Below are 18,980 nucleotides of genomic sequence, written 5' to 3' on the forward strand. Positions count from 1 at the left end.
GAGAACACATACACTGTCCGATGAACGTTACGCAATACCTGTTTGAAAATACGGCTGAATGGCAAAAGAATTTTATTCTGGGGAATAAAGAGGTCATTTCTTTCCATGAGCTTTTCGCACAGAGTTCCCGGCTTGCATCCTACCTGTCGGCAACTACCGGAAGTAGCAATAATATAATTCTGGTTAGCCAAAATAATAGTTTTTTCCTCGTTTGCTATTTGGGAATTATGATGTCCGGGAATGTTTGCATTCCTCTTGACCCGACAACTGAACAGAAAAACTTCGAATACATTATTCAAAAAAGCAAAGCCGATTTTTGCTTCATCGAAACCAGAATACAGCAGAAGCTAAAAATCGCAACACCAGAGGCAATAACAGAAAAAACACTATCGCAACTAACAGCAGGCCAATCCTTATTTTCATTTTCAGAACCTTTTAACGGAAATCTGCCCGCTCAAATTATTTTCACTTCGGGTTCAACCGGTCTCCCCAAAGGAGTAGTTTTAAGCCACAACAATATTATTGCAAACACAGATTCTATTTTACAGTATCTGCATCTCACACCGCACGACATAATAGAAGTGGTTCTTCCGTTCTTTTACTGTTACGGACTGTCACTGCTTCACACCCACTTAAGGGTTGGAGGCTCCATGGTTTTAAACAATAATTTCATTTTGATAGGCTCTGTTTTAAACGACATCAACAAATACAAATGCACAGGTTTTGCTGGCGTTCCAAGTCATTTTCAGATACTTTTACGAAAGTCGAAAAATTTCAGAAACACAAATTTTCAATCGCTTCGGTATGTTACCCAAGCGGGAGGGAAACTGCATAAAATTTTCATCGAGGAATTTACAGATGCTTTTCCTGAAATTGACTTTTTTGTGATGTACGGCCAGACAGAAGCCACAGCACGCCTCTCTTATCTGGCTCCAAATGAGCTAAAAAACAAGCTGGGCTCAATTGGAAAAGGAATTCCATCTGTTCAGCTAAAAGTGGTTAACCAAAAAGGGGAAGAGGTAACAGCGGGAGAAACCGGCGAAATTATTGCCAAAGGGAAAAATGTGATGCTCGGATATTACGAAGAACCGGAGCTAACAGAACAAACCATAAAAAACGGATGGCTCTACACCGGAGATATTGGGACAATCGATAGTGACGGTTATATATATCTGACTGCCCGCAACAAAGAATTCATAAAAGTGGCGGGAAAAAGAGTCAGCCCAAAAGAAATTGAAGAGGTAATTGTATCGTTTCCGCAGGTTGTTGACTGCACCATAAAAGCCATTCAGGACGACATCACCGGAGACGCCATAAAAGCAGTTGTGGTAATTGAAGAAGACCCGGGAAATAACATCACAGAAGAAAAATTAAAATCATATTGTGCAGAAAAGCTTGCACCACACAAAGTTCCGCATCACATCGAATTTTCAAAGAAAATAAACATCAACTCTGCCGGGAAAAAAGTGAAGACACTTAACTCGTGAATTCAAACCGAATCATTCATTCTAAATGATATACGACATTCTAATAATCGGGGGTGGAATTGTTGGATTGGCAACTGCTCTGAAACTCAAAGAAAATAACCAGGACTTAAAAATTGCCCTGGTTGAAAAAGAGAAAGAGCTGGCGACACATCAAACCGGCAATAACAGCGGCGTTATTCATGCCGGCGTTTACTACAAACCGGGCAGTTTAAAAGCGCTAAATTGCCGACGTGGATACGAGTTACTAACAGCGTTTTGCAACCGCGAAAAGGTCAAATACGACCTCTGCGGAAAATTAATTGTAGCCACATCAGAAGAAGAATTACCACGGCTTGAAAACCTTTGGGAACGAGGCCAGCAAAACGGACTGACAAAAATAAAAAAGCTAACCGGAGAAGAAATTTCCGAATACGAACCTCACGCAAAAGGAGTTGCAGCCATTCATGTTCCATACACCGGAATAATCGATTATAAAGAAGTTTGTAAAAAATACGCTGAAATTTTCCAAACCAGATTCGGAGGAGAAATCTTTTTAGGCGAAAAAATCACTGAAATTTTGCCAACAAAAAAAGGGGCCAACGTTTTAACTGAAACCCGAGAACTGACAACAAAACTTATTATTAACACTGCAGGATTATACAGCGACAAAGTTGCAAAGTTAAACCAGCCCGAGCTGAATGTTCGCATTATTCCATTTCGCGGAGAGTACCACGAGGTAAAAGAAGAAAAAAGGCACCTGGTTAAAAACTTGATCTACCCCGTGCCTGACCCAAATTTTCCTTTTCTCGGAGTCCACTTTACCCGCATGATAAACGGAGGAATTGAGGCGGGTCCAAATGCCGTCTGGGCATTCCAACGCGAAGGGTACAAAAAAACAGCCTTTCGCGCCGACGAATTCTGGGAATCACTGGCATGGCCGGGATTCAGAAAAGTTATGGGAAAATACTGGAAAGTGGGACTTGGAGAATATTACCGCTCGTACAACAAAGCCGCACTGGTAAAGGCATTGCAAAAACTGGTTCCCGAAATCCAGCATGACGATATTCATCCCGGGGGTGCGGGAGTTCGAGCACAGGCCTGTGACCGCTCCGGAGGGTTAATTGATGATTTCCTGATTACCGAAGACAAATTCATATTAAATGTTTTAAACGCTCCGTCTCCTGCGGCAACAGCATCGCTGGCCATAGGAGAAACAGTTGCCGCAAAAGCATTGAAAAAGCTGGAGTCATTCAGAACATCTAAACAACATGAATTCATAAACAACAATTAACCTTCACAAAAAACCAAAAACAGGATTACTAAACATTATCAAAAATAGGCATAAAACATGAAAATACTGATAACAGGAAACATGGGCTATGTTGGCCCGGGCGTTGTTTCTCAGCTGAGAGAAAGCTATCCGGATGCTGAACTTATTGGTTTCGATACCGGATTCTTTGCTCATTGCTTAACCAACTCCCCTTTCCTCCCCGAGGTAAAACTGAATCAGCAGATTATTGGCGATGTACGAAACTTCAATCCCGATATTCTCAATGGAGTTGACGCAATTGTTTACCTGGCAGCAATTTCAAACGACCCCATGGGGAACCGCTTCGAGGAAGTCACCATGGACATCAACTACAAATCGGCAATTGAACTGGCCAAAGCCGGAAAAAACAAAGGAGTCAAGTCGTTTGTATTTGCATCCAGTTGCAGTGTTTACGGAGAAGCCGACGATTTTGCCAAGGTTGAAACCGACCGGCTCAATCCGCTAACTGCGTACGCCCGATCTAAAATTGCCGCAGAGCAGGATCTGGAAAAAATCGCTGCAACTGATTTTTCGGTAACCTGCCTGCGTTTTGCAACTGCCTGCGGCTTCAGCAAACGGTTACGCCTCGATTTGGTGATTAACGATTTTGTTGCTGGAGCGGTCACCTCAAAACGCATTGATATTTTGAGCGACGGAACTCCCTGGCGGCCTCTTATAAATGTGCTGGACATGGCCCGCGCCATCGACTGGGCTGTTTCCAGAGAAAACGAAAATGGAGGAAACTTTCTGGCAGTTAACACCGGGAGCAACGAGTGGAATTATCAGGTTAAAGAATTGGCAGAAGTAGTTGCCGAGGTGGTTGATGGATGCAAAGTATCGGTTAATCCGGATGCACCGCCGGACAAACGTTCATACAAAGTCAATTTTGATCTGTTCAAAAAACTGGCTCCAAATCATCAGCCTGTTTTTCAATTAAAACCGACAATAGCAGCCTTGGTTGAAAACTTTACAGAAATGGGTTTTGATGATGCAAATTTCAGAGAGTCAGCACTAATCCGCTTAAACGTAATCAGCAAACTGATTCAGCAAAAAGTTCTAAATGACAGTTTAAACTGGATCTGGAAATAAAAGCCATGATATTCGAAGAAACAAAGCTAAAAGGAGCTTACATTATTAAAATTGAAAAGTTGGAAGATGAACGGGGTTTTTTTGGCCGCTCGTGGTGCGCCAAAGAGATGAAGAAACACGGGCTAAATGCCGGCATCAGCCAGGCCAATGTTTCATTCAACAAATTAAAAGGCACACTGCGTGGAATGCATTTCCAAAAAGCACCACATCAGGAAGCCAAACTTGTTCGATGTTCCAGAGGTAGCATTTTCGATGTGATTATTGATCTAAGAAAAAATTCGCCAACATTTAAACAATGGATTGGTGTTGAATTAACACAAGACAATTATAAAATGCTCTATGTTCCGGAAGACTTTGCCCACGGCTTTATTACGCTCGAAGACAATTGCGAAATCAGCTACCAGATGTCAGAATTTTATGTGCCGGGAGCAGGAGAGACAATTCGCTGGAACGACCCACTCTTCAATATTCAATGGCCGCTAACACCAACTGTTATGTCAGAAAAAGACAAATCTCAGTCCGATTTCAATCTGAACTAATCCATACACACAAAAAAGTTTTTGATGCATTCAATGCACAACTAACAGCAGATGAAAAAAATAGAAACAACAAGCAGGTGCCGCTTCTGCAACAGCAAACTGAAGCACAGTGTGATTAACTTGGGAATGTCGCCACTTTGCCAGAAGCATGTGAAACCTGAAAATGCAAATGACATGGAAAAGTTTTATCCGCTCCATGCATACATATGCGAGCATTGTTGGTTAATGCAACTGGAAGAGTTCGCCACCCCGGACGAAATATTTGCTGACGAATATGCTTACTTCTCCTCGTATTCTGAAAGTTGGCTGAACCATGCAAAAAAATACACCGATCTGATGATTGACCGCTTTTCTTTAAACAGCAATAGTCTGGTTACCGAAATTGCAAGTAACGACGGCTACCTGCTGCAATGGTTCGTACAAAAAGAGATACCTGTGTTGGGAATTGAGCCGGCGGAGAATGTTGCCGCAGTTGCAAAAGAAAAAGGAATACGCACAGAAATAAAGTTCTTTGGAAAGAGCACAGCCATAGAAATGACTAACAAATACGGGAAAGCAGATTTGCTGTTGGGCAACAATGTTCTGGCGCATGTTCCCGACATTAACGATTTTGTTGCCGGGATGAAAGAGATGCTCAACACAGAAGGCGTAATCACCATGGAATTTCCTCATCTGCAACGATTAATAGAAGGAAACCAATTCGACACAATTTACCACGAACACTTTTCATACCTTTCTTTTTCAGCCGTGAACCGCATTTTTGCACATCACGGCATTACGTTGTTCGATGTGGAAGAGTTGCCAACACACGGTGGCTCGCTGCGGATATATGGCAAACATGCTGAAGATGATAAAAAAGAAATAGCAAAAAGCGTTTCTGCCCTTTTAAAAAGAGAAATTGCTCTGGGGTTTGAAACCCTCGAATATTATTCGGCATTCGAAGAAAAAGTAAAGGAAACCAAACGGAAAATTCTCGACTTTCTGATTGATGCCAAACGAAATGGAAAAACAGTTGCCGGTTACGGCGCTCCGGGAAAAGGCAACACCCTCTTGAATTACTGCGGGATAAGAACAGATTTTATTGATTTCACGGTAGATATGAGCCCCCACAAGCAGGGCAATTTTTTACCAGGAACCCACATTCCAATTCTTCACCCGGAAGCCATAAAAGAGTACAAACCTGATTATCTGTTCATTTTACCCTGGAATCTAAAAAAAGAGATTATGAATCAACATAGTTACGTCCGCGACTGGGGCGGCAAATTTGTTATCCCGATTCCGGAATTAACCATTCTCAATTAACTTAAATACTATGAAAGTCGTTCTTTTTTGTGGAGGGCAGGGTGTTCGTCTGCGGGATTATTCAGACCAGGTGCCAAAACCCATGGTTAACGTTGGTTACCGGCCAATTCTCTGGAACATTATGAAATACTATGCCTATTACGGACACAATGAATTTATTTTATGCTTGGGATACAAAGCCGATGTTATTAAAAACTACTTCTTAAATTACGACGAAACCATCTCCAATGATTTTGTATTTACCGACGGCGGCAAAGAAATAGAGCTGCAAAATTCTGATATTCACGATTGGAAAATCACTTTTGTTGATACCGGCCTAAATGCAAATATCGGGATGCGTCTCATGCAGGTACAGAAGTATCTGAAAAATGATGAGATGTTTCTTGCTAACTACAGCGACGGACTATCTGATCTTCATCTCCCTTCGATGATTGATTGGTTCAAACAAAAAGAAGATAAAACAGCAGCTTTTATGTCAACTCCGTCGCACCAGAGCTATCATTTTGTTGATAAAAAAGAAGACGGAACCGTAAATGCAATAAGCCATATCGGCTCATCCCATCTTTTAATAAACGCCGGATATTTTATTCTGAGAAACAGCATTTTCGATTACATGAAATACGGCGACGAACTTGTTGATCAACCGTTTAAAAGGCTAATAAGCCAAAACCAATTAATTTCCTGGGAACACCAGGGATTTTGGATGAGCATGGATACCTTCAAAGACAAAAAAAACATAGACGACATTTACGAAAAAGGAAATCCACCCTGGGAAGTGTGGAAAGAGAAAGCAAAAAAAGAACGAAAAATAAAACGGAGCGAAAAAAAAACTTATACCACCAATGAAGATCCAGTTCAATAAAGAAAAACCGCTGAACATCCTTTGCCTCGGGGCGCATTGCGATGATATTGAAATTGGTGCCGGCGGAACAATTTTAAAGCTGCAGCGAGAGTATAAAATCGGGCAGGTTGTGTGGGTCGTTTTTTCCTCAAATGAAATAAGAAGGCAAGAAGCCAAAAAAAGTGCAGACCTCTTTCTGAAAGAAACGACAAATAAGGAAATTGCAATCAACTCTTTTCGCGATGGCTTTTTCCCATTTCAGGGCATTGAGATAAAAGAATACTTCGAAGAAATTAAACAGAAATTTTCACCAGACATTATATTCACTCACTTTCGCGACGACCGCCACCAGGACCATCGAATAGTCAGCGATCTTACCTGGAACACGTGGAGAAGCCACTTTATTCTGGAATATGAAATTCCGAAATATGACGGAGATTTGGGGAAACCGAACTTTTATGTTTCGCTAGATGAAGAAGATTTGGCAACACGCAATCGCATTTTAATAAAAACATTTAAGTCTCAAAGTTCAAAACACTGGTTCGACGAAAATATGTTCAACGCATTGCCTCGGTTAAGGGGAATAGAATCAGCAACACAATTTGCCGAAGCGTTCTACGCCAGGAAACTATTTATTTGAGGCCAAATTATTCGTACTGCTCAATGTTAGAAAACAATACCCGGGATATAAATTTCCGGCAATCTGGAGAATCGATGTACAAACTGGCGGAACGTTTATTCCCGATTTGCCGAAGCATAACTGGCAACGGAGTCCGCGAGACACTGTCAATACTGCAAGAAACTGTTCCTCTGGATGTAACGGAAATTCCGTCCGGAACCCACGTTCTCGATTGGGAAATACCAAACGAATGGAACATCAGAGATGCATGGATAAAAACTCCGGGAGGCGAAAAAATTGCAAATTTCCGGAAATCGAACCTGCATGTACTAAATTACAGCATGCCGGTTAACCAGGAAGTTGATTTGGCTACATTAAAAGAACACCTGTATTCAATACCTGAACACCCCGAATGGATACCGTATCGAACATCATACTACAATCAGCAATGGGGCTTTTGCATGCCACACAACCAACTTGAAAAACTGGAAGAAGGGAACTACCAGGTAAAAATCGATTCGGAAATAAAACCGGGAGCACTAACTTATGGCGAGTTTATCATTCCCGGGGAAACAGAGGAAGAAGTACTTTTTAGTTGCCATATTTGCCACCCATCGCTTTGCAACGATAATCTGTCGGGAATTGTAATCGCAACCGAGCTGGCAAAATTTTTAAAAAACCTTGATTTGCGCTATTCTTATCGGTTCTTGTTCATTCCGGGAACAATTGGTTCAATAGCCTGGCTAAGCAAAAACGAAGAAAAAGCAAGCAGGATAAAACACGGGTTGGTTCTCACCCTGCTTGGCGACGCGTCACCTTTTCATTATAAAAAAACCAGAAGTGAGAATACGGAGATTGACGAAATAATGGCCTACTTGTTAAAAGATGAAGACGAGGCAAAATTACTGGACTTTTCGCCATACGGATACGATGAAAGGCAATTTTGTTCACCGGGATTCAACCTTCCGGTAGGCAGAATTTCGCGCAAGCCTTTTGGTGAATTTCCCGAGTATCATACCTCCGCTGACAATCTCGACTTCATTAGTGCTGAGAAATTGGGTGAGTCTCTGCAATTACTAGTGAGAGCCGTATCTGTAATTGAAGGAAACCGGAAATGGATAAACAGAAAACCCAAAGGAGAACCCCAGCTTGGCAAACGAGGGCTTTACCAGGCAATCGGAGGAGCGACTAATCAAGAAGATTTTCGAATGGCCTTATTATGGGTGCTTAACTTTTCCGACGGGGAGCATTCGCTGTTGGACATCGCGAAGAAATCAAAAATAGATTTTAGCATACTAAAATTCGCAACCGATAAATTAGTCTCCTCCGGACTGTTAACTTCAAAATAATCTCGAGCAGATGAAGCAATTCTTTAGCAGAAAAAGAGTACTTGTTACCGGAGCAAGTGGATTCATTGGTTCAAAGTTGTGCGAATCCTTATGTGCCTATGGAGCAGAAGTACACGGCATTCATATACACGAACTCAAGCCTTACCACAACAAGCAAATTAAATGGTGGCAATGTGATTTGAAAGATCCCGACTCAATTCATAAAATCATGGAGAACATAAAACCGGATTTAATTTTTCACCTGGCTAGTCATGTGGAAGGGTCTCGTAGCATTGAACTTATATTGCCTACTTTGCATAATAACCTAATGAGTACCGTAAACATTTTGACTGCTGCTACAAAAATTGGTTGCCAAAGAGTAATAATTTCAGGGTCTATGGAAGAATCGACTTCAATTAATACTAATAATATCCCTTCCTCACCCTACGCTGCTGCAAAATATTCATCGAGCATCTATGCTAAAATGTTTCATGAACTATACAAAACCCCAGTAGCCGTTGCAAGATTATTTATGGTTTACGGTCCAGGTCAACGAGATTTAAAAAAGCTTATTCCATATACGATTGTCTCCCATTTAAAAAATCAGAATCCAAACTATACAAGTGGAGCAAGGTTAGTAGATTGGATTTTTATTGACGATGTTATCAACGGCCTATTATCAATGGCATATCATCCACAAATAGAAGGACAGACAATAGATATCGGTTCAGGCATGACTTTGTCAGTCAAAAATATTGTTCTCTTACTATTAAAAACCCTTAACTCCAAGCTAAGCCCCAACTTTGGAAACCTGGCGGACAGGGCTTGTGAATACACCCAAATTGCGAACACTGAAGAAACTTTCAATAAATTGAATTGGGAACCAACAACCGATCTAAAACAAGGTTTAACAGCAACTGCAGATTGGTATAAACAGGAATATTCTTCACTAAAATAGAGAGTTTGTAAAACTATATCAGCAGGAATACAGGCAAGCAATAGCCATGTCCACAAATTCCTCACACATCTCATCACTAGGACGTTTAGTCCAATTATCTTTTATAAACAAAAGTACGGAGCAAAATCTGCGTAAGGATTCTCTCTTATATATGTAAAGCTCGTTATAGATGGACAAATCAATACAAAAAAAGCCTCACACAAACCTTGTAACAATAGCAATGCCCTGTTTTGAACGAAGCGAATATTTCACAGAAGCCTTGAAGAGCGCTATAAACCAGACAGTAAAATGCAAAATAATTGTTATTGACAACTGTTCTTCACATGACTTTTTCAAAAAAAAATGTAAGGAATACAACATTAAGTATTTTAGAAACACATCCAACATAGGCCTGTACCCAAACATAAACAAATGCTTTGAACTAGCAGAAACTGAATACGTTAAAATACTAGGCGATGATGACATATTATCTGACACTTATATTGAATCTTTTGTAGAAGCACAGAAGCAGTATCCAGAAATCGACGTCTACTTTTCTGATTATGTGTTACTAACCCTCAACAAAACCAAAAACCATAGAAATATGCTTCCTTTTGGGTATATGAAAAATGGGAATAAAATAATAGAATATGGTGTAAAATATAACTTAGGGTTTCCGTACATGTCAAGTACAATCAAAAAAAACAAAGCCAAAATAAGTTATCAGCATAGCAATTGGATAGCCGGATATGATTGGATATGGGTATATTCCAATGCTGATCGCCTGATGTTTTACGGAGACACGAAACAGCTTTACAAATTTCGCATTCACAAAAACCAAACTCACAGAAGAGATTGGACAGCACACACTTTAACAGTACCATACATCTACGACAAGATTCTAAAAAAGAAAAAAAATATTTCTACTCTTACGAGGGAAATAGACAAACACATATTTCGCAATCTTGTTTTTATAAAAGCATTTGACAAAAACAACGATTTAAAAAAAATCATTTCATCCAATGATGAATTTGGAGAATTCTTAAACTCTAAACTAAAAGAAAAAAAATCGCTGAAAAAAATATACTATATGCCCAGAAGTCTTGCTAAACTAATTTTTACATTTTTAAGATTAAATACCAAATTAAACCAACTCAAAAAACCTTATTAAAATGAATTTTCGAATGAAATCAATAATTCATTTCTTTAAAGGTCAGACGAGAGGTGCAAAAGCAAAAAGACAAGTCTTATACTCAATATTTATTCAAGGTCTCAACATAATTATTGGATTATTATACGTTCCCTTACTTTTAGATTATCTAACCCAGGAAAAATACGGTATTTGGCTTACTCTCACATCAATATTAGGATGGTTTAGTTTTTTTGATATTGGAATGGGCAACGGACTGCGAAACAAACTCGCAGAAGCCATGGCTCATAAGGATTTAAAACTAGGCAAAAAATTAGTTAGCACAACTTATGCGTTTTTATTTGTAATATTCGGGGTAGTTCTTATTGCTTTTCATATTAGCAACTTTTTCTTAGACTGGAATTCAATTCTTAACACCCACACGATTGACAAACAAGAACTATTTCTGCTGACGTCTGTTGTTTTTACTTTTTTTATCATCCGGTTTGTTGTTCAAATCATTGCAGTAATCTATCTAGCCGATCAAATTCCATCGTTTACAAAACTCATAAATACGTCCGCAAACTTCATATCATTTATTGTAGTTCTTATACTTACCAAGATTACAACAAATGGAAATCTCGTATTAATAGGCACTATAATAAGCGTTGTTCCCGTTGCCCTTTTTATTGTCGCTTCGTTCATTTCTTTTGGCACCAAGTATAAAAACATACGTCCGTCAATAAAAAGTATCGATTTTAAATTAAGTAAAGATATTGTTACACTAGGTGCTAAATTTTTCTTTCTACAAGCTGCTTTCATTGTTTTGTTCACTACTTCAAATATTTTCATTACCCAATTTTACGGACCAGAAGAAGTAACCGTTTACAACATTGCATACAAATATTTTCAAATCCCGATAATGGTTTTTTCAATTTTCATGAGTCCCGTTTGGTCAGCAGTAACAGATGCATATGCAAAAGCAGATTTTGTGTGGCTAAAAAATACTCTTAAATACGCTAATTTATTGGCAATTCTATTTGTATTTGGTGTTATTGTTATGACCATTATAAGCAACTGGGCATATAATATATGGATTGGCGATAAAGTATCAATTCCATTAGAATTAACCATCGCTTTTAGCATCTATTCCATCATTCGCATTATCATAACTCCTTATTCCAACTTTATAAATGGAATGGGGAAACTGAAAATAACAGTTATATCAACCATTATTGAAATTGTAGTATACCTGGTTCTGGTCTTCCTCTTTGGAAAAATTTTTGACAACAGCACAGGGATTGTCCTTGCCATTGTTGGTACAGGAGTCTCTGTTTGGTATTTACAAATTATTCAGGTACACAAGTTGCTTAACCGAACAGCCAAAGGAATTTGGAGTAGATAAACCATCAAAAAATGGCAAATATCAAAAACTGTAGAATCATCGAATTACCCAGGATTAACGACCCCCGGGGGAACCTGTCTTTTGTAGAGGAAGAAAAACATTTCATGTTTGAAATTAAAAGAGCCTACTGGATATATGATGTCCCCGGAGGACAGGTTCGCGGCGGACATGCCTTTAAGAAGCAGCATGAAATGATCATTGCCATTTCCGGAAGCCTGGATGTAATGGTCGACGACGGGACAAACAGCAAAGTATTTTCACTTAACAGATCCTATTACGGACTATGCATCCCATCCGGGATCTGGCGCCAAATGGAAAACTTTTCGACAAATTCATTAGCCATGGTTTTAAGCTCTACAGAGTTCTTCGAAGAAGATTATATCCGAGACTACAACGAATTTTTATCATACTCCAACAAGAAATGACAGCATCAACCGTTTACGACTGCAACGTACTGGAATTAAACAAAATTCACAATCAGGCTGGGAATATTACCGTTATTGAGTCGAACCTCAATATTCCATTCCCAATCAAAAGAGTTTATTATCTGTATGATGTTCCCGGAGGCGAAAGCAGGGGCGGCCATGCACACAAAAACCTCTACCAGCTCATAGTAGCCGCCAGCGGTAGTTTTGATGTACTTCTGGATGATGGCAGAAACAAAAAAATAGTAAAGCTGAACAGGCCTAACTACGGGCTACTTGTAGTTCCCGGTTTGTGGAGAGAGCTTTTTGAATTTTCGTCGGGCGCTATTTGCTTGGTCCTGACTTCCGAGAAATATGATGCCAACGATTACATCAGAGAATACAAACAATTTTCAGAATGGAAAAAAATAAAAAAATAAAATATTTCATCCACCCAACTGCCGACGTTCAATCTTCCAAAATTGGGGTAGATACAACAATTTGGCAGTATTGCGTGGTGCTTCCGGAAGCAGAAATCGGGAGCAATTGCAATATTAACTGCCATGTATTTATTGAAAACGATGTAACCATTGGGAACAATGTTACTGTAAAATCAGGCGTTCAGGTTTGGAACGGAATTACCCTGGAGAGCAATGTATTTATCGGTCCGAATGTTACTTTCACAAACGACCTTTATCCCCGCTCCAAAAGAAGCCAGTTTCCTTTGGTAAGAACAATTGTAAAAGAAGGTGCTTCGATAGGAGGAAACGCTACCATTTTGGCAGGAAAAACAATAGGGACGTATGCGATGGTAGGAGCCGGTTCTGTAATTACCAAAGACATTAACGATTTTGAATTATGGATTGGCAACCCGGCCAAACATGCAGGTTACGTTACAGAATACGGAGAGGTTCTGGATAAAAATCTGCAATCAAAAAAAACAGGCCAGCAATTCACCTGGAAAGACCATAAAATTGAAAAAAATCCTGACTGTAAAATTACCGCAGAAGGCATATCAATGAGGTTGGTGGAAAAATCGGATGCTGAATTCATCCTTTCCCTTCGAACTGATAAAAGGTTAAGTCAGTACATTTCGCAAACCTCTCCGGAGATTCAGGACCAAATCAATTGGATAAAAGAATATCAGGACAGAGAAGCAAAACAACAAGAATTTTATTTCGTCTACGAAGATTCAACCAATAACCCGTGGGGTGTTATTCGCCTGTACAATTTTTCGGATGAAGGTTTTACCATTGGCAGCTGGGTTTGTTATCCCGGAAACGAAGACCATATTGCAGTTAAAGCGTGGCTTTTGGCCGTTGAATTCGGTTTTGCAGAGCTAAAATTTGACACCTGCTTTTTGGACGTCCGGAAAAAAAATCTTTATGTACTTTACTATTTGAAATTATTCAATCCTGTTCTTATAAAAGAAGATGAGCTGAACTACTACTTCAAATTCAGTAAAGAAGCATTTTTGAAGAGACGACACAAAGTGACAACACTTTTAAACATAAAGCTGTAAAAAATGATCAAATTTTTAGACCTAAAAGCAATTAACGACAGCTTTGAGCCACAGATATCCAATGCCGTAAAACGAGTTTTAGACGCAGGATGGTATCTTTTGGGCAACGAGACAGAAGCTTTTGAAAAAGAATACGCTGAATTTATTGGATCAAAATATTGCATCGGGGTCGCCAACGGGTTAGATGCACTTCGGTTAATACTGAAAGCATATATCGCCATGGGGAAAATGCAAGAAGGAGATGAGATTATTGTTCCGGCAAATACTTTTATCGCATCTTTACTGGCAGTCAGCGACAACCGGTTAGTCCCGGTGCTTGTTGAGCCTGATATAAACACATACAACATTGACCCACAAAAAATCGAAGAAAAACTCACTCTTCGAACCAAAGGAATTTTGCTGGTACACTTGTATGGACAAAATGCCATGTCTCCCGAAATTCAAAAAATAATAGATAAATACAGCTTAAAGCTCATTGAAGATAACGCACAGGCAATTGGTGCATATTACAACCACAATAACTTCATCCCGACAGGATCGCAATCTTCAGAGTATAAATCTAAAAGAACAGGTTCAATTGGACATGCAGCCGGGCATAGTTTTTATCCGGGCAAAAACCTTGGAGCTCTGGGAGATGGAGGAGCTGTTACAACTGATGATGAACAACTTGCCAACACCATAAGGGCGATTGCAAATTACGGTTCTAACGTCAAATATGTAAACGATTTTAAAGGGCTGAATTCCAGACTCGATGAAATACAGGCTGCGATTCTGAGAGAAAAGTTGAAACGCTTAGACGCGGATAATCAGTGGCGGGGAAATATTGCAAAAGTGTATTGTGAAAACATTACTAATCCAGAAGTTATTTTACCTGTATCTGGTGCATACTTTCAAACAAATCAACGCAGGCAAATGACCCATGTGTGGCATTTGTTTGTAATTCGTCACCCACGGCGTGATGAGCTAAAAAAACACCTCGACAAAAAAGGTATTCAAACACTCATCCACTACCCAATACCTCCACACAAACAATTGGCATACAAAGAGATGAATCAAATCAACCTGCCGATAACAGAAAAAATTCACAAAGAGGTGTTGAGTTTGCCAATGAGTCAAATAATGCAAGACGACCAAACGAAAGAAATTTCTGGCATCATAAATAGATTTTGAATAGAAATAATGATCAAAAAATTGTCGTCATTAATTGTTGTCAGACAAATAATATACTGGCTGAGAGAGCTACGTTTCAGGGTTCAAATAAAACTGGCGCCCCGAAATCACAGAAAAGCAATAAAAACAATTAGAAAAAAAGAAAAAATAAAAATCGCATTTTTTATTCTTAAAAGCTCTGTCTGGAAATTTGAGGTATTGTACAGATTACTGAAAAACGATACCCGATTCGAACCAATTATTGTAATTTGTCCATACAACTCATACGGACACAGAACCATGCTTCGGCACATGAAACAGGCCTACTCTTACTTTAAAAACAATGGATACAATGTAGTAAAAACTTTAGACGAAGAATCGGGCAGGTGGTTAGATGTAAAAAAAGAGATTAATCCGGACATTGTATTCTTTTCAGTGCACTGGGACTTAACCAGAAAAGAATACCAAATACAAAATTTCAATAAAATTCTCACCTGCTATTCAACCTATACATTTGTAATTTCACACCTCTACGAAGGTTATTTTAACGGAAAAATGCAGAATCTGGTCTGGAAATTCTTCCTCGAGACCAATCTTCACCAACAACTTGCAAAAAAGCATGCACGAAACAGAGGCATCAATACATATGTTTCAGGTTATCCGGGAATGGATGAACTCATGCAAAAAAGTTTTAAGCCGGTTGATGCGTGGAAAATTAAAGACAGTAAAGTAAAAAGAATTATCTGGTCTCCTCATCATACAATTAACGGACATGAAGCATCCCTGAATTATTCAACATTTCTAAAGTATTCGGAATTCATGTTTGATCTAGCAGCCAGGTATCAAAACCAAATCCAAATTGCATTTAAGCCGCATCCGATTTTAAGATCTAAATTGAGTCTAAATGAAGTTTGGGGAAAAGAAAAAACAGAAACATACTTTCAAAAATGGGCCAACTTACCCAACGGACAATTAAATGAAGGTGAATACATTGATCTTTTTGCAACTTCTGACGGTATGATAAATGACAGCAGTGCTTTTGTCATAGAATATCTGTACACCGGCAAGCCCATGATGTTTTTGGAAAAAGATAAAGATGTGGCCAAAAGGATGAATAATATTGGTGAAATGGCGTTAAATAAATTATACATAGGGAAACACAAAAATGACATTGAACTGTTTATTAACAACGTTATAATAAAGGAATGTGATACAAAACAAAATGAAAGAATACAATTCTTTCAAAGTAAAATTTCTCCTTCAAATAATTTAACAGCATCAGAAAACATTTACAATCACATTAGAACTGAATTATTCGGTCTTTCGGAATTAAGCTAAAAAGCCACAACGGACAACATCCGAGCACATTACAAAAACAATACTAATCAAAAATAGAACAATCATTGAAATGGGTTGGACACCAATAAAATACTTACCCTCAAAATTAAAAAAATGGATAAAAGCCAAATATTCCAATTTTTTGTATCTAGCTCAATTAAAACAAATAAACAAGAACCACAGTAAAGCATTAAAAGCAATAAGAGAGAAAGAAAAAATTAATGTCGCCTTTTTTTTAATACACGAGTCGGTTTGGAAATATGAGGAGTTATACAATTTAATGAGAGAAGATATAAGATTCAACCCAATTGTAGTTATTTGCCCATACATAAGTGTTGGTGACAATGCGATGCATCGTGAAATGAGTCAAACTTATAATTCATTTATAAAAAAAAGATACAACGTAATAAAATCGTTTGACAAGCATACAGGGAAATGGATAAAAGTAAGAAGAGATATCAAACCAGATATTATCTTTTTCACAAACCCTTGGCCCATCACAAAATCAGAGTATCTGATTTCCAAATACGACAAAGTCCTGACGTGCTATGTTCCTTATGGATTCAAGAACTCATATTTGTACAACGACCAATACAATCAGCCTATTCATAATCTGGTTTGGAAATTTTTTCTTGAGACAGAAGTACACAAAAAACTATCAATAAAATATTCCAGAAACAAAAGTGCGAATACAGTAGTAACAGGAGCTCCCGGAATGGACACACTACTCAGAAAAGATTACGTTCCTCTTGATGTATGGAAAATTAAAGACAGATCAATAAAAAGAATTATTTGGGCTCCACATCATACCATCCCGGGAATGGGTGCAAACTTAGATTACTCTACTTTTATAAATTATCACAATTTCATGTTTGAAATTGCGGACAAATACAAGAACCAAATTCAAATTGCATTTAAACCACACCCCTTGCTTAGAGCAAAATTAGCCTCAGAGCAAGTTTGGGGAAAAGAAAAAACAGACAATTATTATAACAAATGGGCTGAGCTTTCTAATGGACAGCTAAATGAAGGAGATTATATCGATCTATTTTCCACCTCTGACGGAATGATACACGACAGTGCCTCATTTATTATTGAGTATTTATACACACAAAAGCCAGTCATGTTCTTAATAAATGACGACTCTGTTTGGTACAGGCTCAATGAAATCGGGAAAATGGCATTGTCAACATTTTACACAGCTGAAAATCAAAAAAATATTCATAAATTCGTTGAAGAGACTATTATTGGTGGGCAGGATTTTAGGCAGCAGGAAAGAGATAAATTCTTCAACTCTGTAATAAAGCCTCCCAATAACAGAACAGCATCCGAGAATATATTCAACAACTTGAAATTAGAAATTTTTGGAGAACATGTTTAACCGAACAAGTAGGGATGAAGAAAAAATATCGCATAGGATATACAATGGGAGTTTTCGATCTGTTTCATATTGGACATTTAAACATTATCAAAAAAGCGAAATCTCTCTGTGATTATTTAATAGTTGGAGTTACTACTGACGAAAGGGCTTTAATGCTAAAAGGCAGTTTGCCCATAATTCCTTTTGACGAGAGAGTTAAAATTATTGAAAGTATAAAATATGTTGACCAAGTGGTTCCCAAAAATTCTCCAGACATAAAAGAAGACTGGGATAATCTAAAATTCAACGTACTAATAAAAGGCAGCGATTGGAAGGGACGTCCTGAAGGCAATACTTTAAAAACAGAATTAAAAAAGCTGGGAGTTAAAGTTAAATACTTCCCTTATACAGAAGATACATCCAGCACCATGTTAAAGGATGCAATCTCAAAATTGAGCAAAAAAATACTGTAAAAAATCACAGCAATTTTAACTTATGCAAAACCATCAACTAATAATAAAAATATCAGCTATCATCCGATTATTAAGTTTAGTAGCGATTGTATTACAACTTATTAGCTTTAGCACAAGATTTATTGTCTGCTTTACAGATTATACTCAAGTAAAAGGACTCGGCTTTTTAATTAACATGTTTTATGTTGGTGCAGAAAGAAACATTCCAACCGCATTTTCTGCATTTATCTTAATAGTTGCGTCTGCCCTGCTTTTTATAATTACTGCGCTAAAATGGAAAAAACCAAAATCGTTCTATCTAATTTGGTTAATACTTTCTTTCGGGTTCTTTTATCTCGCAATGGATGAAGCAATGATTCTGCATGAAACTATCCTCGGACAAAAAGATGGAATCATCTTAGGACGTCAATTCAGTGGTTTTCTGCGCCATGCATGGATAATACCGTTTCTTTTTACCATACCTTTTCTCATTCTACTGTTTTTCAAATTTCTGATGAGTCTTGATAAAAAAACAAAAAATCTTTTCATTTTGTCTGCCGCCTTATTCGTGGGTGGAGCAGTTGGTATTGAGTCAGTTGGTGGATACATAAAAGACACAATAGGAACCGATAATTGGTGGTATTATACAGAGGTCGCTATTGAAGAAAGCTTCGAAATGGCAGGCGTCATTCTTTTCATCTATTCGTTACTTGATTATTTACGTGTCAATTATAAAACAATTTCTTTCCCAATAATAAAGTAGCACTATCTCTTGTTTGTTATGAAATTAT

General features: G+C 38.3%; 19 protein-coding genes. All 19 read left to right on the forward strand.

Translation table 11 applies throughout. The annotated features are described in order from the left end of the window. Positions 1-20 precede the first annotated feature (20 nt). On the forward strand, positions 21-1,487 hold the full coding sequence (locus tag BUB08_RS11910; RefSeq protein WP_073002045.1) for a class I adenylate-forming enzyme family protein: 1,467 nt from the start codon (positions 21-23) through the stop codon (positions 1,485-1,487). A gap of 25 nt (positions 1,488-1,512) precedes the next feature. Continuing rightward, positions 1,513-2,757 (forward strand): L-2-hydroxyglutarate oxidase, encoded by a 1,245-nt coding sequence (gene lhgO / locus BUB08_RS11915; RefSeq protein ID WP_217651607.1) that lies wholly within the window; start codon positions 1,513-1,515, stop codon positions 2,755-2,757. A 57-nt stretch (positions 2,758-2,814) separates the two neighbouring features. Continuing rightward, a complete protein-coding gene (locus BUB08_RS11920) occupies positions 2,815-3,864 on the forward strand; it encodes an NAD-dependent epimerase/dehydratase family protein (RefSeq protein WP_073002047.1) in 1,050 nt (349 codons plus the stop codon). A 5-nt stretch (positions 3,865-3,869) separates the two neighbouring features. Beyond that, positions 3,870-4,403, forward strand: coding sequence for a dTDP-4-dehydrorhamnose 3,5-epimerase (rfbC, locus tag BUB08_RS11925; protein ID WP_073002049.1), 534 nt, complete (start codon positions 3,870-3,872; stop codon positions 4,401-4,403). A gap of 51 nt (positions 4,404-4,454) precedes the next feature. Next, the gene (locus tag BUB08_RS11930; RefSeq protein WP_073002052.1) at positions 4,455-5,705 is read left to right on the forward strand and encodes a class I SAM-dependent methyltransferase; all 1,251 of its coding nucleotides are present in this window, start codon (positions 4,455-4,457) and stop codon (positions 5,703-5,705) included. Between the two features lie 10 nt (positions 5,706-5,715). Beyond that, positions 5,716-6,567 carry a sugar phosphate nucleotidyltransferase gene (locus BUB08_RS11935; protein WP_073002053.1) on the forward strand — a complete coding sequence of 284 codons (852 nt, stop codon included), beginning with the start codon at positions 5,716-5,718 and terminating at the stop codon, positions 6,565-6,567. Then, positions 6,548-7,186, forward strand: coding sequence for a PIG-L deacetylase family protein (locus BUB08_RS11940; RefSeq protein ID WP_073002055.1), 639 nt, complete (start codon positions 6,548-6,550; stop codon positions 7,184-7,186). The genes BUB08_RS11935 and BUB08_RS11940 overlap by 20 nt, the downstream gene beginning before the upstream one ends. A 23-nt stretch (positions 7,187-7,209) precedes the next feature. After that, complete coding sequence (locus BUB08_RS11945; protein ID WP_073002057.1) at positions 7,210-8,514, forward strand: DUF4910 domain-containing protein; 1,305 nt, start codon at positions 7,210-7,212, stop codon at positions 8,512-8,514. A 10-nt stretch (positions 8,515-8,524) separates the two neighbouring features. Then, positions 8,525-9,451, forward strand: coding sequence for an NAD-dependent epimerase/dehydratase family protein (locus BUB08_RS11950; RefSeq protein ID WP_073002058.1), 927 nt, complete (start codon positions 8,525-8,527; stop codon positions 9,449-9,451). A 169-nt stretch (positions 9,452-9,620) separates the two neighbouring features. Then, positions 9,621-10,601 (forward strand): glycosyltransferase family 2 protein, encoded by a 981-nt coding sequence (locus tag BUB08_RS11955; RefSeq protein ID WP_073002060.1) that lies wholly within the window; start codon positions 9,621-9,623, stop codon positions 10,599-10,601. A 13-nt stretch (positions 10,602-10,614) separates the two neighbouring features. Next, positions 10,615-11,964: a lipopolysaccharide biosynthesis protein gene (locus BUB08_RS11960; protein ID WP_073002062.1), complete on the forward strand. Its 1,350-nt coding sequence runs from the start codon at positions 10,615-10,617 to the stop codon at positions 11,962-11,964. A gap of 11 nt (positions 11,965-11,975) precedes the next feature. Next, positions 11,976-12,389: a sugar 3,4-ketoisomerase gene (locus BUB08_RS11965; RefSeq protein ID WP_073002064.1), complete on the forward strand. Its 414-nt coding sequence runs from the start codon at positions 11,976-11,978 to the stop codon at positions 12,387-12,389. Next, the gene (locus BUB08_RS11970) at positions 12,386-12,808 is read left to right on the forward strand and encodes a sugar 3,4-ketoisomerase (RefSeq protein WP_073002066.1); all 423 of its coding nucleotides are present in this window, start codon (positions 12,386-12,388) and stop codon (positions 12,806-12,808) included. The genes BUB08_RS11965 and BUB08_RS11970 overlap by 4 nt, the downstream gene beginning before the upstream one ends. Continuing rightward, on the forward strand, positions 12,787-13,890 hold the full coding sequence (locus BUB08_RS11975) for a GNAT family N-acetyltransferase (RefSeq protein ID WP_073002068.1): 1,104 nt from the start codon (positions 12,787-12,789) through the stop codon (positions 13,888-13,890). The genes BUB08_RS11970 and BUB08_RS11975 overlap by 22 nt, the downstream gene beginning before the upstream one ends. Positions 13,891-13,893: 3 nt before the next feature. Continuing rightward, on the forward strand, positions 13,894-15,060 hold the full coding sequence (locus BUB08_RS11980) for a DegT/DnrJ/EryC1/StrS family aminotransferase (RefSeq protein WP_073002071.1): 1,167 nt from the start codon (positions 13,894-13,896) through the stop codon (positions 15,058-15,060). A 9-nt stretch (positions 15,061-15,069) separates the two neighbouring features. Continuing rightward, positions 15,070-16,377, forward strand: a complete 1,308-nt coding sequence (locus BUB08_RS11985) for a CDP-glycerol glycerophosphotransferase family protein (RefSeq protein WP_073002072.1) — start codon at positions 15,070-15,072, stop codon at positions 16,375-16,377. Positions 16,378-16,447: 70 nt separating this feature from the next. Next, positions 16,448-17,758 carry a CDP-glycerol glycerophosphotransferase family protein gene (locus BUB08_RS11990; RefSeq protein WP_083570738.1) on the forward strand — a complete coding sequence of 437 codons (1,311 nt, stop codon included), beginning with the start codon at positions 16,448-16,450 and terminating at the stop codon, positions 17,756-17,758. Between the two features lie 14 nt (positions 17,759-17,772). Continuing rightward, the gene (locus BUB08_RS11995; RefSeq protein ID WP_073002076.1) at positions 17,773-18,210 is read left to right on the forward strand and encodes an FAD synthase family protein; all 438 of its coding nucleotides are present in this window, start codon (positions 17,773-17,775) and stop codon (positions 18,208-18,210) included. A 22-nt stretch (positions 18,211-18,232) separates the two neighbouring features. Next, positions 18,233-18,952, forward strand: coding sequence for a hypothetical protein (locus BUB08_RS12000; RefSeq protein ID WP_073002078.1), 720 nt, complete (start codon positions 18,233-18,235; stop codon positions 18,950-18,952). Positions 18,953-18,980: the final 28 nt, after the last annotated feature.

This window comes from Mariniphaga anaerophila (assembly GCF_900129025.1).
In the GTDB taxonomy this organism is placed as follows: Bacteria; Bacteroidota; Bacteroidia; order Bacteroidales; family Prolixibacteraceae; genus Mariniphaga; species Mariniphaga anaerophila.

Excerpts from the sequence above, each read along its gene's own strand:
- BUB08_RS11940 (WP_073002055.1), top strand. The coding sequence starts at position 6,548 with ATGAAGATCCAGTTCAATAAAGAAAAACCGCTGAACATCCTTTGCCTC.
- BUB08_RS11965 (WP_073002064.1), top strand. The coding sequence starts at position 11,976 with ATGGCAAATATCAAAAACTGTAGAATCATCGAATTACCCAGGATTAAC.
- BUB08_RS11985 (WP_073002072.1), top strand. The coding sequence starts at position 15,070 with ATGATCAAAAAATTGTCGTCATTAATTGTTGTCAGACAAATAATATAC.
- BUB08_RS11975 (WP_073002068.1), top strand. The coding sequence starts at position 12,787 with ATGGAAAAAAATAAAAAAATAAAATATTTCATCCACCCAACTGCCGAC.
- BUB08_RS11955 (WP_073002060.1), top strand. The coding sequence starts at position 9,621 with ATGGACAAATCAATACAAAAAAAGCCTCACACAAACCTTGTAACAATA.
- BUB08_RS11935 (WP_073002053.1), top strand. The coding sequence starts at position 5,716 with ATGAAAGTCGTTCTTTTTTGTGGAGGGCAGGGTGTTCGTCTGCGGGAT.
- lhgO (WP_217651607.1), top strand. The coding sequence starts at position 1,513 with ATGATATACGACATTCTAATAATCGGGGGTGGAATTGTTGGATTGGCA.
- BUB08_RS11980 (WP_073002071.1), top strand. The coding sequence starts at position 13,894 with ATGATCAAATTTTTAGACCTAAAAGCAATTAACGACAGCTTTGAGCCA.
- BUB08_RS11970 (WP_073002066.1), top strand. The coding sequence starts at position 12,386 with ATGACAGCATCAACCGTTTACGACTGCAACGTACTGGAATTAAACAAA.
- BUB08_RS11910 (WP_073002045.1), top strand. The coding sequence starts at position 21 with ATGAACGTTACGCAATACCTGTTTGAAAATACGGCTGAATGGCAAAAG.
- rfbC (WP_073002049.1), top strand. The coding sequence starts at position 3,870 with ATGATATTCGAAGAAACAAAGCTAAAAGGAGCTTACATTATTAAAATT.
- BUB08_RS11960 (WP_073002062.1), top strand. The coding sequence starts at position 10,615 with ATGAAATCAATAATTCATTTCTTTAAAGGTCAGACGAGAGGTGCAAAA.
- BUB08_RS11930 (WP_073002052.1), top strand. The coding sequence starts at position 4,455 with ATGAAAAAAATAGAAACAACAAGCAGGTGCCGCTTCTGCAACAGCAAA.
- BUB08_RS11945 (WP_073002057.1), top strand. The coding sequence starts at position 7,210 with ATGTTAGAAAACAATACCCGGGATATAAATTTCCGGCAATCTGGAGAA.
- BUB08_RS11950 (WP_073002058.1), top strand. The coding sequence starts at position 8,525 with ATGAAGCAATTCTTTAGCAGAAAAAGAGTACTTGTTACCGGAGCAAGT.
- BUB08_RS11920 (WP_073002047.1), top strand. The coding sequence starts at position 2,815 with ATGAAAATACTGATAACAGGAAACATGGGCTATGTTGGCCCGGGCGTT.
- BUB08_RS12000 (WP_073002078.1), top strand. The coding sequence starts at position 18,233 with ATGCAAAACCATCAACTAATAATAAAAATATCAGCTATCATCCGATTA.
- BUB08_RS11995 (WP_073002076.1), top strand. The coding sequence starts at position 17,773 with ATGAAGAAAAAATATCGCATAGGATATACAATGGGAGTTTTCGATCTG.
- BUB08_RS11990 (WP_083570738.1), top strand. The coding sequence starts at position 16,448 with ATGGGTTGGACACCAATAAAATACTTACCCTCAAAATTAAAAAAATGG.